Here is a 15,871-nt window from a genome sequence, read left to right on the forward strand (position 1 = left end):
GCTCAGGCGCCGGCGATGAGGCCGGTGACCGTGCCGGTGACGGCGCCGGTGTTGACACCGGTCAGACCCGCGACCGTGCCGGCGACGCCGCCGACGAGGCCCGAGACCGGGGCGATGGAGTCGGCCGTGCCGGTCACGTTGCTGACGAGGCCACCGACGAGACCGCCGGAGACGTTGTCGAGGTCGGCGTCGGAGATCTCAAGGGTCTGAACCTGGGGGACGGAGTTCATGATGTGAGCGGCCTTTCTCAGGGGTAATTCGAGAAAACGGGAATCAGTGGTGCAACTCCCGCGGTGCGGAGGATCAAAGCACGATGGCCCCTCGCACATCCACTCGGAGCGTCCCCGCTCAGGGGCTGTGTGGTCACAGAATTGCGGCGGAGTGCAGGTCTGTTCACCGACCCGGGACAGCCCCTTCACGGGATCGATAGGTTCGCATTACCCGGGGCGCTGTGACATTCACCAAAGTGGACACTCCCGCATTAATGACCAACGTCAATTCTGCGGGTTGTGCGTGTTCTCGGGACGCAGTGACCGGACTGCGCAGTCGGTGTGCAGGTTCACTGGAGATGCTCATGGGGCGGCCGGGGCCGGTGGGGTTCCCGGCTGCTCGGTCCCGCTTCACAGCGCTCCGATCACAGCCATCCGGAGCGCTGTGCCTGCAAGGCCATCTGGAAGCGGTTCGCGGCGCCCAGCTGGGCCATCAGGATCTGCAGGCGGCGGAAGAGCGTGCGGCGGCTGATTCCGAGCTCGCGGGCGATGACGTCGTCGCTCGTGCCGCCCGCGAGGAGCCACAGCAGCCGGCGGTCGGCGGGCGGCAGGCCGCCCGGGCGGGCGGTGCGGCCGTGGAACGGCAGGGCGTTCTGCCAGGACTGCTCGAACAGTGCCATGAGCGCGGAGAGCAGGCCGCACGGCTGCACGACCAGCATCGTGTTGTGCACGTCGGCCTCTTTGATCGACAGCGACACGAGCCCGTACGCCTCGTCGATGATCACGAGCTTGACCGGCACCGACGGCAGCACCCTCGCCTGCTCACCGGCCTTGATGCACGGTTCGACGGCCTCCTCCAGATGGCCCGGGTGCTCCAGCGACGCCCGCGAGTACACGACACGCTGTGTCACACCGCGGGCCAGCGTCGCCAGCGCGTCGTCCGTGGCGCCGGACAGCGGGAAGTACGGCGGTGACTCGAACTGCCGGATCTGTTCGCGGGCGCTCGCCCACGCCTGGCGGATCCTGGGTCCGACGGCCTCGCCGGTCACGACCTCGACCAGGTGGTCGTTGTACGCGGCGAGCCGCTGACGCCGGAACGACTCGAACGCGCCCCCGACGCTGATGCGCGACTCCTCGACCTCGGCCGCCCGGTGTCTGGCGAGGATCTCCAGACCGGCGGTCGGCGGAACCGGCGCCACCACGTCCCCGCCCGACCCGGCGGCACTGGCCAGACCGGCGTCGACCAGTGCGCCGTAAGCCGTGGTCAGTTCCGCACCGTCCAGACCGGCCGCGGCGCCGACAGCACTCAGCGGGGCCGGGGCCAGTTCGAGCAGCGCCAGATAGACCCGGACCGCCGAGTGATCGATTCCCAGGAGCCGCAGGGCCTCACCGAGCTTCGCGTTCGTCATATGCCCCATTATCGGTGGCTCCCGCCGGGGTGTCTGTCCGATCTGTGCCACTGGCACTCTTCCGCCCCGAACGCGCGCGGTGCGAGGTAGCGTCCGGGAGCCGCCGAGTGGCTGCGGGATCCATCCAGAGGAAGGTGTACGACGTGGCGAAAGGCCGGAGGAACGGTCTCTACTCAGGGATCTCCGATGAGCTGTCCGCTCTGATGCGGACGGGCTGGGCGGACACCGAGCGGCACGACCTGACGCTCGCCGAGCAGTCCCCGCACGCGGCCCGCCGCCGAGCGGCGCTCTCCGCGCGCTTTCCGGGCGAACGCCTCGTGATTCCCTCCGGGAACCTCAAGGTCCGTTCGAACGACGACACCTACCCCTTCCGGCCGTACTCGGGCTATGTGCACATGACCGGAGACCAGGTCCGGGACGGCGCGCTCGTCCTCGAACCCCGTGCGGACGGCGGCCACGACGCCTACTGCTACCAGCTGCCGCGCGACAGCAGGGACAACGACGAGTTCTGGACCGGCCCCACGGCCGAGCTGTGGATGGGCCGCCGCCGCTCCCTCGCCGAGTCGGAGCTCGTGCTCGGCCTGCCCTGCCGTGACATCCGCACGGCCGCCGACGACCTGGCCGCCGCCCCCGCCGCGCCGACCCGGATCGTCCGCGGTGTCGACCCGGCCCTGACGGCCGCCGTCACCACCGATGAGGTGCGCGACGCCGAACTCGACGAGGCGCTCAGCGATCTCCGGCTCGTCAAGGACGAGTGGGAGATCACGGAGCTCCGCAAGGCCGTGGACTCCACGGTGCGCGGATTCACCGATGTGATCGGTGAACTCTCCACGGCGATCGCGTCGTCCGAGCGGTGGATCGAGGGCACGTTCTTCCGCCGCGCACGCCTTGAGGGCAACGCCGTCGGCTACGGCTCGATCTGCGCAGCGGGCGAGCACGCCACGATCATGCACTGGACGGACAACGACGGTCCGGTGCGCCCCGGCGACCTGCTCCTGCTCGACGCGGGCGTCGAGACGAACACCCTCTACACGGCCGACGTCACGCGCACCCTCCCGATCAACGGGACCTTCACGCCCGTGCAGCGCAAGGTCTACGACGCGGTGTACGAGGCCCAGGAAGCGGGCATGGCCGCCGTCAAGCCGGGCGCCGCGTACCGCGACTTCCACGAGGCGTCGCAGCGCCACCTGGCGACCCGGCTGGTCGAGTGGGGCTTCATCGAAGGCCCGGCCGACCGCGCGTACGAACTCGGCCTCCAGCGCCGCTTCACCATGGCCGGTACCGGTCACATGCTCGGTCTGGACGTCCACGACTGCGCGCAGGCCAGGCAGGAGGAGTACGTCGACGGCGTAATGGAGCCGGGCATGGTGCTCACCGTCGAGCCCGGCCTGTACTTCCAGCCGGACGACCTCACCGTGCCCGAGGAGTGGCGCGGCATCGGCGTCCGCATCGAGGACGACCTGCTCGTCACCGACGACGGCAACGAGAACCTGTCGGACGGTCTGCCCCGGTCGGCGGACGAGGTCGAGGCGTGGATGGCCCGTTTCGCCGGCTGAGTGCGCTCAGCGGGCCCTGCGGTGAAGGTGGGATGCTCATCCGGCCATCAGCCGCCGGATGTACGCCGCGTCGGTCCGGGTCCGGTCGAGCACCTGGGCGTAGGGCAGCGCGTACGGGCTGTGCAGGGTGAGTACGCCGCCGAAGTCCGCTGCTCGAAGGTGGGCGATGATCGCAGGCCACGGGACCATGCCGTCGGCGAGTCCGAACCAGTCGGAGGCCCATGCCCGCCGGCCGCTCGGGTCGAGGGCGGCCGGGTACCAGCCGCCGTTCTTCACCCCCACGCAGCCGAGCCAGGTCGCCAGCAGGTCGAAGGTCAACCGCCAGTCCTCCCGGCCTTCCTGCACCACCTGGTTCCCGGGGTCCGGGTAGGCGACGAACGTGGCCGGATCACGCCCGTCGAGGAGCCGGTGCGCGAGCGCGCCGGAGCTGTGCACGGTGCCGCCGTGCAGCTGCAGCGCGAGCCGGACACCGGCCCGTTCTGCGATCTCGCCCAATACGTCGAGATCGCGCCTGGCTCGGTCGATCTGCTCGGTGACCCGAGTGTGCGGGTCGTACTTCCAGAAGCCGAGCCGAACCGTGCCGATCCCGGCCGCGGCGCAGGCGTCGAGCACGGACTGGGCCGGGTAGGCCGCGGGATCGCTGAGGTCGGTCGTCGCCAGCGGCACCGACAATCCGCCTTCGCGGCAGCGGGAGACCGCGGTGGAGATGTCGGCAGGGCTCGTCGGGGAGGCGGTGAAGCCGTCCCGGATGAGGAGATCGACGCCGTCGAAGCCGAGATCGGCGCTCGTGTCGGCGACCTCGGCGACTTCGCGGTCGCCGAACAGCTTGGTGAACAGGACCGTTTGCATCTGGCGCTGCCTTTCTCTCAAGGGGCACGGCGCGGTTGACTCCGCAACTGCGAGGCGGGTGGGCAGTTCGTCCGTCCGCGAGCGTGCGGTACGCCGTGGCGGGCGCCGGCACCTGGGCGGTGTCGGATCCGGTCCCGGCGATCAGCCGCCCGGCCTGGTCACCGGGCAGTGCCGCCCAGGGTTTGGTGAAGGCCGCGGATTCGGCATCAGCGGCCTCCCAGGCCACTCATGGTGATTCCGCGGACGAACCAGCGTTGGGTGAGGAAGAACAAGATGATCAGCGTGACCGCGGTGACCAGGAAACAGGCGAAGAGCTGAGCTCGACGAAGCTGCGGCGGGACACTTGCTGATCATGGTTCTCCTCAGCGATAGAGCAGGTTGAGCGACTCGGCCCGGATACGCTCCTCGTCGACCTCGACGCCCAGTCCAGGGGCTGTGGGGACCGTTGCGACGGCCTTGGTGATGGTCAGCCCGTCGACGTACAGATCCGTCAGCAGCTCCGGCCCGTTGAGTTCGGCGGGCAGGGCGAGTTCGAGCTGGCTGAAGACGTGCAGTGCGGCGGCGAACGCGATTCCGCAGTCGGTGAGGCCGCTGGCCAGGATCTCGAGACCGCCGGCCAGCGCGGTCTGGGCGGTCTTCAGGGCGTTGCGCAGTCCGCCGGACTTGCAGACCTTGATCACGACCAGGTCCGCCGCGTCCAGCCGGATCGCGCGCGCCAGGTCCTGCGCGGAGAAGCTGCCCTCGTCGATCGCGATCGGCAGGTCGATCAGCTCACGCAACCGGCCCATCGCCAGCGTGTCGGTGCTCGGCACGGGCTGCTCGACGCAGTGGATCGTGCGGACGTGCGCCGTCCGGTCGCGGAGTCGCTTGAGGGCGGCCGGGCGGTACGACTGGTTCGCGTCGAGCCACAGCGGTTTGTCGCCGGCAACTTCCGCGGCGGTCTCGATCGCCGCCGTGTCGGCGTCCAGATCACCACCGATCTTGATCTTGTACGCCGCATAGTCCGACGACTGGAGTGCGTGCTCACGGACCGCGTCCTGGTCGCCGACCCCGATCGCCGAGCAGAGCGGGATCTCGTCGTGCACCTTGCCGCCGAGCAGCGCGTGCACGGGGACGCCCGCGAGCTTGCCGGCCGCGTCGTGCATCGCGACGTCGACCGCCGCGCGGGCGAACGGGAAGCCGTTCGAGACCGCGGGACTCAGGCGCTGGGCGGCGCGCCGTTGGAAGAGCTCGACATCGAACGGTGTGAGTTCGAGCAGGATCGGCGCGAGGTGGCGGCGGATGATGACGGCCATCGTCTCGGCGGTCTCGTAGCTCCAGCTCGGGAGCGCGCGCTGTTCTCCCCAGCCGACCACGCCGTCCTCGGTGGTCAGCTTGACGAAGATCACCGCCGCGGACTGGTCCGGCGCGGCGTCGGGTGCGCCGACAGCTCCGCTGCCGAGCACGAACCGGCGGGCGAACGGTACGGCGACCGGGAAGACCTCGACCTGGGTGATGCGGGACATCGGTGGTCCTTTCAGGCGGTGATCGACCAGGCGGCCGGCTCGACGAAGCTCGGTCCGCGGGTGCCGTCGGCCAACCACTGCAGGGCGTCGCGCAGCACATAGCCCGCGAGCGCGAGGTGACCTTCGGCGGTGTCGCCCGCGATGTGCGGGGTGAACAGGAGGTTCGGGGCTTGGAGGATCGTCGCGTCGAACGTCGAGGGCTCGGGGTCGTAGACGTCCAGGGCCGCGTAGATCCGGCCACCCAGCGCGTGGTCCAGGAGTGCTTGCTGGTCGACCGCAGGGCCGCGCGACGAGTTGACCACGACCGCGCCGTCGGGCAGGGTCTCGATCAGCTCGCGGGTGATCATGCCTTTCGTCTCGGGCACGTTCGGGACGTGGATGCTCAGGAGCGCACTGCGTGCGGCGTCCTCGAGCGTCGTCGTCCGTACGCCGAGTTCCTGCGCGTGTGCGTGCGACAGGTACGGGTCGTAGACGGCGAGGTCGCAGCCGAACGGTTTGAGCATGGCGATCAGTGCGCGGGCGGTGCTGCTCGCGCCGATGATCCCGACCTTGGCGCCGGCCAGCTCGTGACCGCGGTACTCCGTCTGCTTCCAGCCGCCGGAGCGGATCGCGCCGTCGAACCGGGGAAGCCGGCGGGCGAGGGTCAGCAGGGCGCCGAGGCAGTACTCGCCGACCGACCACGCGATCCGCCGGCCGGCTGAGAAGACGCCGACGCCGTGGTCGAGGATGACCGGGTCGATCAGGTGCTTCACCGTGCCGGCCGCGTGTGCGACCACCTTCGGGCCCTGGCCGTCGGCCCACAGCTCGTTGCCGAGCTTCGGCGTACCCCAGCTGGTCAGCAGGACGTCGGCGCCGGCGACCAGTTCGGGCAGGGTGGCCGGGTCGAGAGCAGGAGGCCGGCCCGGCTGGGCCGGACCCGCCGCGTGCCCGGCTTCCGCCCAGACGACCTCGAAACGTTCCTCGAGAAGCCGTCGCGTGCCGGCGTCGACGACCTCAGCGGCACGTTCGGGGGAGATGAGGGCGGCGAGTTTGGGATTCGGCACGGGAACTCCTTCGGGTTGGCGTGAATCTGACGGTAGGTGCACTCCGTCATGCAGGTCCAAGCCCGATTTCGCATCAACCGATACCGTGTGCGCATGGATTTCACGCTTCAGCAACTCCGTGGGTTCGTCGCCGTCGCCGAAGAACTGCACTTCGGGCGGGCGGCGCAGCGTCTGAACCTGACCCAGCCGCCACTGACCCGGCAGATCCAGGGACTTGAGCGGATACTCGGTGTCCGCCTGTTCGACCGCCTCGGCCGCGGTGTCCGGCTGACCGCGGCCGGCGCGGTGTTCCTGGAGCACGCCCGCCGCGTGCTCGCGCTGCTTGAGGTCGCTCCGGAGGCGACCCGGCGGGCGGCCGACGGGACGACCGGGACATTGCGGCTCGCGTTCACCGCGATCGGCGCCTACGCCGTACTCGCGGATTTCCTGACCATGGTCGGCAAGCGGACGCCGGGCGTGACGGCGGAGCTGACGGAGCTGGTGAGTCCGGCGCAGTTCGAGGCGCTGGCGAATCTCGAGATCGATCTCGGGCTGGTGCGGCCGCCGATCCCGGAGAAGTTCGAGTCGCTGCTGGTGCACTCGGAGGACCTGGTGCTCGCCGTACCGGACTCCCATCCGCTGGCGTCCGGCGAGGGGCCGGTGTCGCTGACCGACGTCACCGACGACTACATCGGGTACAGCCCGGAAGGATCCCAGTACCTGCACGACATCTGCGCGGCGATGATCGGGATGGACCGGTACGCCGTGAGCCAACTGGCGTCACAAGTACCGACGATGCTCGCGCTGGTGCGGGCCGGACTGGGATGCGCGCTGATCCCGCGGTCGATCACGGCGATGAAGGTCGAGAGTGTCCGGTACCGCGAACTCGACACAGCCGAAGCACATTCGGTGACACTGCATGCCTGCTGGAGCCCCGACAACCCGAACCCGGCGCTGCAGCGGCTGGCGGAGTCGCTGCGCGAGCAATAGCCGGACCCGCAAACCGGCCACGCCACCTCGACCGAAGCCCCGCCACCCGTCTACGTGACGGTTTCGCGTTTCCCGCCCCTCCAGTCCCTCGGCCGCCGCCAGCACGTCATGCCTGAGCCGAAGCCGAAGCCGAAGCCGAAGCCCAGCTCCTGCGGCAGGAACTCCCACGGGATCCTTGTGTACAGCACGAACGGGATCCCGCACCTGACCTTCCGCTGGTCGAGTCGCTTGCGACCGGGGTAACGGAAACGCCGCGCCACCACCGGCCGCAGTGGCTCGACCCGCTCCCACAGCGCGTCCCCCATCTCCTATGGCTTGCGCCTGACCGTTCCAGTAGCCGTCTCGCACCCCCAACTCCCCCTGAAGCAACACGGCATGACGCCAGTCCTCGGACCGACCGGCAAATGGGGGCGGGTGATGGAGCGGGGTCTGGACCGGGTGGTGGGGGTTGTCCCCAGGGGTGTGCTCTTCCCCGTAACCCCCTCTTGCGTTAAGAATGCGCATGTCAAACCGGAAGAACTTCGGTCACAGAGGGGACCCCCCACATGAAGAAGCCTCTCGTCGGCGCACTGCTCGCCCTTTTCCTCATGGGCGCGGCAGCGACACCCGCGGTGGCGGCCACCAGCCGCCCCACGGTCAAAGCAGCCGACTTCGCGGGAACGGTGGCGCTGAGCAACTGCTCGGGCTCCGTCGTCCGCACGCCGGACTCCCAGCCGGACGACCCCGCGCTGGTGCTCTCCAACGGTCACTGCCTGGAGACCGGCTTCCCGGCCGCCGGACAGGTCATCACCGACCAGCCGTCCAGCCGTACCTTCTCGCTGCTCAATGCCGCGGGCAGTTCGGTCGCCACGCTCAAGGCGAGCAAGGTTGCCTACGCGACGATGACCGACACGGACATCTCGCTGTACCAGCTCACCTCCACGTACGCGCAGATACAGAGCAAGTACGGGATTTCGGCGCTGGAGCTGAACGCCGCCCATCCCACGCAGGGCACGGCGATCAGTGTGGTCTCCGGGTACTGGAAGAAGATCTACAGCTGCAACGTGGACGGCTTCGTCTACCGCCTCAAGGAGGGTGACTGGACCTGGAAGGACTCGGTCCGCTACACCTCGGCCTGCGACACCATCGGTGGCACCTCGGGATCGCCGGTGGTCGACACCGCGACGGGCAAGGTCGTCGCGGTGAACAACACGGGTAACGAGGACGGCGAGCGCTGCACGGAGAACAACCCGTGCGAGGTGGACGAGAACGGCAACGTCACCATCCACCAGGGCATCAACTACGCCGAGGAGACGTACGGGATCGTGCCGTGCGTCGGCGCCGGCAGCAAGATCGACCTGAGCCGCTCGGGCTGCACCCTGCCCAAGCCGTAGGGATCCGGCCGCATCGGTGACGGCGCCCGCCGGGGGACCGGCGGGCGCCGTCGTGCGCCCGGTCATACTGGGCGGTGAACCGAGAGCAGGAGGGGGCCCGCACATGTCAGGGACCGGACAGTACGGTGGCACGGCCCCGGAGCCGTACTCCCCGGCCCAGCAGCCGCAGGGCTTCGGGCCGCCGCCCCCGCCGTACGCTCCGGCGCCGCCACCCGTGCCTCAACAACCCGCGGGCTCCGCGTCCTTCGCGGACGGCGGCCCCGACTTCCTCGCCACGGACCGGCGGAACGCCGTGGTCGTCGACAGTGAAGGCGTCTCCTTCGAACGGGGCGGCCGGACGGCCGATTTCGCCTGGAGCCACATCCGGGCGGTGCCCTACAAGGGTTCCTACGGGGGCACCACGCTCATGGTGGCGGTGGTGCTGGCCGACGGCCTGTACTACGAGTGCGCCGTGGACGCCCGGAACGGCGCCACGCTTCAGCAGTGGTTCGTCGAACTGGCCCCGGTGCTCGGGTACTACCTCGGCGGACGGCCGCAGTAGCCGGCCGGTCCCGTACGCACGGCGGCAGCGCCGCCGGGGGAGCGGCGGCGCTGCCGTGCTGGGTGCAGCGGTCGATACGGGCTGCGATCGCTGCGGGCTGTTCCGGCTACAGGCTGTGGACGTGCGGTCCGACCGCGCCGGACCAGGCGTTGCCGGCCGTGGCGTCCCAGTTGGTGGACCAGGTCATCGCGCCGCGCAGTCCGGGATAGGTCTTCGAGGGCTTGAAGGAGCCGCAGTTGCTGCCCTTGGTGAGGCAGTCGAGCGCGTTGTTGACGACGCTCGGTGCGACATAGCCGCTGCCCGCCGCACTCGACGACGCGGGGACGCCGAGACCGACCTGCGAGGGGTCGAGGCCGCCCTCCAGCTGGATGCAGGCGAGCGCGGTGAGGAAGTCCACCGTGCCCTGCGAGTAGACCTTGCCGTCGCAGCCGAGCATGGAGCCGCTGTTGTAGTACTGCATATTGACGACGGTCAGGATGTCCTTGATGGCGAGCGCCGTCTTGAAGTACTCGTTCGAGGTCGACTGCATGTCGATGGTCTGCGGGGCCATCGTGACGACCAGGCCCGAACCGGCCTTCGACGCGAGCGACTTGAGTGCCTGCGACATATAGGTGGAGTTGAGGCCGTTCTCCAGGTCGATGTCGACGCCGTTGAAGCCGTACTCCTGCATCAGCGCGTAGACGGAGTTGGCGAAGTTGTCGGCCGACGCCGAGTCGCTGACCGAGACGGTGCCGTTCTGACCGCCGATCGAGATGACGACGGACTTGCCCGCCGCCTGCTTGGCCTTGATGTCGGCCTTGAACTGGTCGGGGGTGTAGCCGTCGAGCCCGGCCGAGTCCAGGTTGAAGGTGACGGCGCCCGGCGAGCTGCCGGTGTCGGCGAAGGCGACCGCGATGATGTCGTAGTCCGCCGGTACGTCGCTGAGCTTCTGGACGGCGGCGCCGTTGTTGAAGTTCTGCCAGTAGCCCGTGACGGCGTGGGCGGGCGGGGCGGCTGTGGCGACCCGGGCGGTCGTGGTGGAAGTGGCAGCCTTGCCCGCCGTGTTGGTGGCGGCCTGGGCCGTCGTCCCGGCGAAGGAGAGGGCTGCTGCCGCGAGCGCTGCTACGGCGGTGCCCAGCCAGGCGCGGGTGGATCGTCTGGATTTCACGTACGGCCTCCAGGTGTGGGGGGTGGGGGCTGGGATACGGAACGGTGGCCACCGCTGAATGCCACCAAGCTGGTCCAGACCAATTGCAATGTCAAGGGATCTGTCCGGGCGGCGGCATCTTCTCCACCGTTTCTCCGTCTTCCGGGCCGGTTGCCCGCCGGCCAAGATCCAATGAATCTTGGGCAGTTGTGGTTCTTCCGGCGTGTCCCCTGGATACAGTGCTGAGGCAGGAGCAACTCGCTGTGAACGGGGGACCACGACGTGCCGACCGCCATAGCTGTCACCAGCGGCGACCTCGTGCTGCCGTCGTCCGACCGGCACACCCCGCTCGCCGCCGTGCTCCAGCCGCCGTCCGCGCAGTCGCTCGAAGCCGCCGTCGCCGACCTGCACGCGCTTCTCGAACAGCACGGCTACGTCATCGTGCCGTACGCGGCGGCGCTGCCCGCGCACTGCGTCCAGCGGCTGCACGCCGTCCGCTCGGTCCTGGAGAGCGACCGCATCGCCCTGCTGCCCGTCGACCTGCCGCCGCTCGGTGTCGCGGTGCTCGTCCGGCAGCTGCGCCAGCTCTCCGTCTGCGACTTCAGCCCCGGTGTCCTCGCGTCGGCGGCCCGGCTGCTCGCCCACTACATCTACGCGGGGGCGCTGCTGCCGACGGTCACCCGGCTCGACCACGTACCGGTCTCCCTGACGGCGCACGCCAAGTCCTGGCTGCCGGGCTCCCAGTTCGCCGTACTGGCCTCGCCCGTACCGCAGTTGGCCAAGGTGACCGGCGCCGAACCCGGCCTGCTCGAAGGGCCGTCGTTCGCGACCCGGCTGCTCGTGGCCAGGGGCCAGCTCCAGTCCGACTGGGTGACCACGGTGCTCGCCCCGGCCTGGCGGGTCCAGGGCCATCTGGAGACCGCGCTGCCCGCCGACTCGGCCGGCTGGTGGGCGACACCCCGGCTCGTGGAGTTCGCCGCGGCCATCCCCGAGCTCTCCGTCCTCCACCAGCTGGTCTCCTCCGTACGCCGCGAGCTGTGCCGCTGGTGCGGGCTCGAACTCATAGGAGACCGCTGCGGGTTCTGCTCCGCGCCGTTCGCCGATCCGCACGCCCAGCTTGAGAGGCCCGCCCAGTGAACTCCCGCCAGCGCCGCGGCGTCGTCCTGCTGATCCTGTCGGCCGTCTGCGCCGTCGCCGCGATCATCGGTGTGCTCTCGGTCATCCGCGACGTGAATGCGAAAGTCGGCCCCGAGGTCACGGCGTACCGCGTCAGAAGCGACATAGCCCCGTACAAGCAGCTCACCCCGGGCGACTTCGAGGAGACGCGGATGCCACGGAAGTGGCTCTCCGGCAACGCGGTGACCGATCTCGCCCAGGTGCGCGGCAAGATCGCCGTCACCCAGCTGCGCAAGGGCTCACTGCTGCAGAGCGACATGATCGTCCAGCAGCCCGAACTCGGCGCGGGCGAGCAGGAGATCGCCATCATGATCGACGCCTCCACCGGGGTGGCGGGCAAGATCACACCGGGCTCCGACGTCAACATCTACGCGACGTTCAAGGGCGACGACAAGGGCGTCCCCGACACCTCCAAGGTCATCGTCTCCAACGCGCGCGTCGTGGACGTCGGCAAGCTCACCGCCCTCGACCCCGGTCAGAACGAGAGCGACCGCTCCCGGCAGGCCACCGACGCCGTCCCGATCACCTTCGCCCTCAAGACGCTCGACGCCCAGCGCGTCGCGTACGCGGAGTCCTTCGCGACCCATGTCCGGCTGGCGCTCGTCGCGGCAGGCGGCAGCCCGGCCGTCCCGCAGCGCGACCGCACCTACACCCTCGACGGCGACAAGTGAGGGACCGATGACGACTCGTATCCTCCCCGTGGCCGGTGACCCGGACGCGGCGCGCGCGGTGATCACCCTGCTCAGCCAGCTCCCCGACGCGGAACCCTTCCCGCCGGTCGCCGACTCGACCTCGCTGCTCGACCTGCTCGCCCGGCTGGCCGCCGAGTCGCTCGACGAGCTGCCCGAGGTCGTCCTCGTCCACGAACGGATCGGCCCGGCCCCCGCGCTGGAACTGATCAGGGAGGTCGCGCTGCGCTTCCCGGCGGTCGGCGTCGTCCTCATCACCGCCGACATCAGCCCGCTGCTCTACACATCGGCGATGGACGCGGGCGCCCGCGGCCTCATCGGACTGCCCCTCGGCTACGAGGAGCTGGCGGCCCGGGTGCAGAACGCGGCCTCCTGGTCCACCGGCGTACGCCGCCACCTCGGCGGCGGGCCCGACCCGGCCGCCGGACCCGGCGGCACGGTCGTCACGGTCACCGGGGCGAAGGGCGGGGTCGGCGCCACCGTCACCGCGGTCCAGCTCGCGCTGGCCGCCCAGGCGTCCGGCAGGTCCGTCGCCCTGGTCGACCTCGACCTCCAGTCCGGTGACGTCGCCTCCTACCTCGACGTACAGTTCCGCCGCTCCATCGCCGACCTGGCGGGCATCGCCGACATCTCGCCCCGGGTCATCCAGGACGCGGTGTACGCGCACCCGACCGGGATCGGACTGCTGCTTGCGCCGGGCGACGGCGAACGCGGCGAAGAGGTCACCGACCGGGTCGCCCGGCAGGCGATCGGCGCGCTGCGCAACCGGTACGAGATCGTGGTCGTGGACTGCGGCACCCAGCTGACCGGCGCCAACGCGGCGGCGGTCGAAATGGCCGACCACGCGCTGCTGTTGGTCACCCCCGACGTGGTGGCCGTCCGGGCCGCCAAGCGGATGGTGCGGATGTGGGACCGGCTCCAGGTCCGCAAGGCGGAGGAGACGGTCACCGTCGTCAACCGGGCCACCCGGAGCGCCGAGATCCAGCCGCCGCTGGTGGAGCGCATCACCGGCACGAAGGCGGCCCGCGCCGCGATCCCGGCCGGGTTCAAGGAACTCCAGGGGGCGGTGGACGCGGGCCGGATGCAGGACCTGGACAGCCGCTCCACGGTCAAGCAGGCCATGTGGGGCCTGGCCGGGGAACTCGGCCTGGTGAAGGCGCCCGCGTCGGCCTCGCACGGCAGGGGCGCCCGGGGAGGCCGGCTGCGCGTCCGGGGCAGCAAGCTCGACAGCGACCGGGGCGCGGTGCTGGTCGAGTTCGCCGGGATGGCCCCGCTGATCGCCTTCGTCCTGGTGGCGATGTGGCAGTGCGTGCTGTGGGGCTACACGTTCTCCCTGGCGGGCAACGCGGCGGACGAGGCGGCACGGACGGCCACGTCCTCGTACGCGGTCGACGGCTCGACGGCGGGCTGCCGGGAGGCGGGCCTGAAACGGTTGCCGGCCAACTGGCGCGGGGCGGCGACGGTGTCCTGCGGCGCGTCGGGAAACCTGATGAAGGCGACGGTCCACCTGCGCACCCCGGTGCTCTTCCCGGGGGCCGGAAACTTTCCGTGGCCGGTGGACGGGAGCGCGGGGGCGGCGCTTGAGGGGGACGGGGGATGAAGCGGCAAGAACAAGCCCGTCCTGGGGGTCCCCCCGGACGAAGTCCGGGGGCAATTGAGGACCGGGGGTCCGGGGGCGGAGCCCCCGAAACCCGCATCCGCCGCCGCGACGACCGTGGCACCGCCATCCTCGAATTCACCGGCATGCTCCCGATCCTCCTCTTCATCGGCATGGCCGCCATCCAGCTCGGCATCGTCGGCTACACCGCCAACCAGGCAGGCACCGCGGCCCGCGCCGCCGCCCGCACCGAAGCCCTGGAGGCCGGTACGGGGAGCGCCGCCGGACAGGACGCCGTGTCCGGCTGGCTCCAGGGCAACACCACCGTCCGTGTCAGCGGCGGCGACACCGTGAGCGCGACCGCCACCATCGCCGTCCCGTCCGTGCTGCCGGGCTTCCACCTCTTCGGCCCGGTCCACCGCACCGTCGTCATGCCGAACGACACCACAGCCGCGAGTGCCACAGCCGGGAACGACAGGGAGGCACCATGAGTCTGCGGGCCCGCATCGCCGCCCCCGAGGAGCACGGCGGCGGCCGGGAGGACGGCCACCAGGTCGCCGTCTACCGTGCCAAGCTCCTGGAGGAGATCGACCTCGCGGAGATGTCCTCGCTGGCCGCCGCCGACCGGCGCGCCAGGCTGGAGCGCGTACTCGGCCACATCATCAGCCGCGAGGGCCCCGTACTCTCCACCGCCGAGCGCTCCCAGCTGATCCGCCGGGTCGTGGACGAGGCGCTCGGCCTCGGCGTACTGGAACCGCTCCTCGAAGACGCGTCCATCACCGAGATCATGGTCAACGGCCCCGACTCGATCTTCGTGGAACGGGCCGGACGCGTCGAGCAGCTCCCGATGCGCTTCGCCTCGACCGAGCAGCTGATGCAGACCATCGAGCGCATCGTGTCGACCGTCAACCGCCGGGTCGACGAGTCCAATCCGATGGTCGACGCCCGCCTGCCCTCCGGCGAACGGGTCAACGTCATCATCCCGCCGCTCTCCCTGACCGGCCCCACCCTCACCATCCGCCGCTTCCCCCGCGCGTACCGCCTCCAGGAACTGATCGCGCTCGGCACGCTCGACGAGCAGATGCTGCTGCTGCTCACCGCGTTCGTCCGGGCCCGCTTCAACGTGATCGTCTCCGGCGGCACCGGATCGGGGAAGACCACGCTCCTCAACGCGCTCTCCGGCCTCATCCCGGACCACGAGCGCATCATCACCGTCGAGGACGCGGCCGAACTCCAGCTCCAGCAGGCCCATGTCGTACGCCTGGAGACCCGGCCGGCCAATGTCGAGGGCAACGGCCAGATCACCATCCGCGACCTCGTCCGCAACTCGCTGCGGATGCGCCCCGACCGGATCATCGTCGGCGAGGTGCGCGGCGGCGAGACGCTCGACATGCTCCAGGCGATGTCGACAGGTCACGACGGCTCGCTCGCCACCGTGCACTCCAACAGCGCCGAGGACGCGCTGATGCGACTCCAGACCCTGGGGTCCATGTCCGAGGTGGAGATCCCCTTCGAGGCGCTGCGCGACCAGATCAACAGCGCGGTCGATGTCATCGTCCAGCTGGCCCGGCACGCCGACGGCTCCCGCAAGGTCAGCGAGCTGGTGCTGCTCGTCAGTCACGGGCGCGAGCGCTTCCAGATCTCCACGGTCTCGCGGTTCCGTGCCCGGCCGATGACCGCGGACCGGGTCGTGCACGGCCGGTTCGAGCACCTGCCGCTGCCGCGCAGGATCGCGGAGCGGCTGTACCTCGCGAACGAGGCGCTGCCGCCCGCGTTCGGTGTGGTGGAAGGCGTCGACCCGCTCAACACGAGAGAGGCGAGGTAGGGCA

General features: G+C 70.2%; 14 protein-coding genes and 2 pseudogenes. 9 read left to right on the forward strand and 7 right to left on the reverse strand.

What is annotated here, in order from left to right; genetic code table 11:
• Positions 1–2: 2 nt before the first annotated feature.
• Positions 3–230 carry a type A2 lantipeptide gene (locus tag OHB13_RS23860; RefSeq protein ID WP_266853715.1) on the reverse strand — a complete coding sequence of 76 codons (228 nt, stop codon included), beginning with the start codon at positions 228–230 and terminating at the stop codon, positions 3–5.
• Between the two features lie 404 nt (positions 231–634).
• Positions 635–1,618, reverse strand: coding sequence for a LuxR family transcriptional regulator (locus tag OHB13_RS23865; RefSeq protein WP_328378435.1), 984 nt, complete (start codon positions 1,616–1,618; stop codon positions 635–637).
• A 143-nt stretch (positions 1,619–1,761) separates the two neighbouring features.
• Between OHB13_RS23865 and OHB13_RS23870 the strand changes: the two genes are divergently transcribed.
• On the forward strand, positions 1,762–3,174 hold the full coding sequence (locus tag OHB13_RS23870; protein WP_266853713.1) for an aminopeptidase P family protein: 1,413 nt from the start codon (positions 1,762–1,764) through the stop codon (positions 3,172–3,174).
• Between the two features lie 36 nt (positions 3,175–3,210).
• Here OHB13_RS23870 and OHB13_RS23875 read toward each other — a convergent pair whose 3' ends face one another.
• The 3 genes from OHB13_RS23875 to OHB13_RS23885 all read right to left on the reverse strand — a co-directional run bounded on the left by OHB13_RS23875 (position 3,211) and on the right by OHB13_RS23885 (position 6,571).
• Positions 3,211–4,023: a sugar phosphate isomerase/epimerase family protein gene (locus OHB13_RS23875; RefSeq protein ID WP_266853712.1), complete on the reverse strand. Its 813-nt coding sequence runs from the start codon at positions 4,021–4,023 to the stop codon at positions 3,211–3,213.
• Between the two features lie 362 nt (positions 4,024–4,385).
• Positions 4,386–5,528 carry a mandelate racemase/muconate lactonizing enzyme family protein gene (locus OHB13_RS23880; protein ID WP_328378436.1) on the reverse strand — a complete coding sequence of 381 codons (1,143 nt, stop codon included), beginning with the start codon at positions 5,526–5,528 and terminating at the stop codon, positions 4,386–4,388.
• An 11-nt stretch (positions 5,529–5,539) separates the two neighbouring features.
• On the reverse strand, positions 5,540–6,571 hold the full coding sequence (locus OHB13_RS23885; protein WP_328378437.1) for a hydroxyacid dehydrogenase: 1,032 nt from the start codon (positions 6,569–6,571) through the stop codon (positions 5,540–5,542).
• 93 nt (positions 6,572–6,664) lie between these two features.
• Here OHB13_RS23885 and OHB13_RS23890 point away from each other — a divergent pair, with 93 nt between their 5' ends.
• Positions 6,665–7,540, forward strand: a complete 876-nt coding sequence (locus OHB13_RS23890; RefSeq protein ID WP_328378438.1) for a LysR family transcriptional regulator — start codon at positions 6,665–6,667, stop codon at positions 7,538–7,540.
• A gap of 80 nt (positions 7,541–7,620) precedes the next feature.
• Here OHB13_RS23890 and OHB13_RS23895 read toward each other — a convergent pair.
• A pseudogene (locus tag OHB13_RS23895) lies at positions 7,621–7,845 on the reverse strand (transposase); the annotation flags it as partial.
• A gap of 240 nt (positions 7,846–8,085) precedes the next feature.
• Between OHB13_RS23895 and OHB13_RS23900 the strand changes: the two are divergent.
• Together OHB13_RS23900 and OHB13_RS23905 are read left to right on the forward strand one after the other, a co-directional pair.
• Complete coding sequence (locus tag OHB13_RS23900) at positions 8,086–8,913, forward strand: S1 family peptidase (protein ID WP_266853708.1); 828 nt, start codon at positions 8,086–8,088, stop codon at positions 8,911–8,913.
• A 103-nt stretch (positions 8,914–9,016) separates the two neighbouring features.
• Positions 9,017–9,454, forward strand: coding sequence for a hypothetical protein (locus OHB13_RS23905; RefSeq protein WP_328378439.1), 438 nt, complete (start codon positions 9,017–9,019; stop codon positions 9,452–9,454).
• A 106-nt stretch (positions 9,455–9,560) separates the two neighbouring features.
• On the opposite strand, the pseudogene OHB13_RS23910 reads toward OHB13_RS23905, so the two are convergent.
• Positions 9,561–10,565 (reverse strand): annotated as a pseudogene (locus OHB13_RS23910) (chitinase); the annotation flags it as partial.
• 297 nt (positions 10,566–10,862) lie between these two features.
• Between OHB13_RS23910 and OHB13_RS23915 the strand changes: the two are divergent.
• From OHB13_RS23915 to OHB13_RS23935, 5 genes are all read left to right on the forward strand, one after another.
• Positions 10,863–11,717 (forward strand): hypothetical protein, encoded by an 855-nt coding sequence (locus tag OHB13_RS23915; protein WP_328378440.1) that lies wholly within the window; start codon positions 10,863–10,865, stop codon positions 11,715–11,717.
• A complete protein-coding gene (cpaB, locus tag OHB13_RS23920) occupies positions 11,714–12,427 on the forward strand; it encodes a Flp pilus assembly protein CpaB (RefSeq protein WP_328378441.1) in 714 nt (237 codons plus the stop codon). Before OHB13_RS23915 ends, cpaB begins: the two co-directional genes overlap by 4 nt.
• A 7-nt stretch (positions 12,428–12,434) precedes the next feature.
• Positions 12,435–14,045, forward strand: coding sequence for an AAA family ATPase (locus OHB13_RS23925; protein ID WP_328378442.1), 1,611 nt, complete (start codon positions 12,435–12,437; stop codon positions 14,043–14,045).
• 143 nt (positions 14,046–14,188) lie between these two features.
• Entirely contained in the window at positions 14,189–14,533 is a 345-nt protein-coding gene (locus OHB13_RS23930) for a TadE/TadG family type IV pilus assembly protein (protein ID WP_328378443.1), read from the forward strand.
• The gene (locus OHB13_RS23935; protein WP_328378444.1) at positions 14,530–15,867 is read left to right on the forward strand and encodes a CpaF family protein; all 1,338 of its coding nucleotides are present in this window, start codon (positions 14,530–14,532) and stop codon (positions 15,865–15,867) included. Before OHB13_RS23930 ends, OHB13_RS23935 begins: the two co-directional genes overlap by 4 nt.
• Positions 15,868–15,871: the final 4 nt, after the last annotated feature.

The organism is Streptomyces sp. NBC_00440 (genome assembly GCF_036014215.1).
Classification (GTDB): domain Bacteria; phylum Actinomycetota; class Actinomycetes; order Streptomycetales; family Streptomycetaceae; genus Streptomyces.